This window comes from Pedococcus ginsenosidimutans (genome assembly GCF_039544395.1).
Lineage (GTDB): Bacteria > Actinomycetota > Actinomycetes > Actinomycetales > Dermatophilaceae > Pedococcus > Pedococcus ginsenosidimutans.
On sequence record NZ_BAABLO010000019.1, the window covers coordinates 1 to 789 of the forward strand.

The 789-nt window shown below is 69.8% G+C and carries 1 protein-coding gene; it reads right to left on the minus strand.

What is annotated here, in order from left to right; genetic code table 11:
• A partial coding sequence (locus ABEA42_RS18475) for a chitobiase/beta-hexosaminidase C-terminal domain-containing protein (RefSeq protein WP_345505361.1) occupies positions 1–789 on the minus strand: 789 nt, incomplete at both ends.

Genomic DNA, 789 nt, shown 5'->3' on the forward strand with positions numbered 1-789 from the left:
CCACGCAGGGGTTGCCGTTGCACAGCATCGAGGTCACGGGTGCGGCGTTGTCCACCGAGACCAGCTGGGACTTCGTGACCTCCGCGTTCCCTGCGACGTCCCAGGACCTGTACTTCACCGTGGTCGTTGCCGAGAGTGGCACTGCTGCCGTGTAGAGGGTGCTGCTCGTGGTGGGGTCGGTGCCGTCGAGGGTGTACCTGGTGCTGGCGACGCCGGAGCCCCCGGTGTTGTCGGTGCTGGTCAGCGTCACCGCGACGCCAGGCGCGTAGGGGCCGGTGCCACAGGCCACCCCGTTGCAGGCGATCGTCGTGGTCGGCGCGGTCGCGTCGACGGTCACGGTGACGACCTGGCTCTGGGTCGCCTCCACGTTGCCGGCCTTGTCCCAGGACCGGAACTGGACCGTGGACGCGGTGTTGACGGCGAAGGGCTGGGTGTAGGTCGGGCTGGCGAGGGTCGGGTCGGTGCCGTCGGTCGTGTAGTGCGTGCTGGAGACACCGGACCCGCCGGCCGCGTCGGTGGCGGACAGGGCCACCGTGACCGTGGCCGTGTAGCCGCCGGTCTGGCAGGCGGCACCGTTGCAGGTGATCGTGGTGACCGGGGCCGTCTGGTCGACGAGGACCGCCTGGCTCTGGGTGGCTTCGATGTTGCCTGCGTTGTCCCAGGAGCGGAACTTGACCGTGGTCGTGGTGTTGACGGGGAACGCGGCGGTGTAGGTCGGGCTCGACAGGGTCGGGTCGGTGCCGTCGGTCGTGTAGTGGGTGCTGGCGACGCCGAGCCCGTTGATGTCGG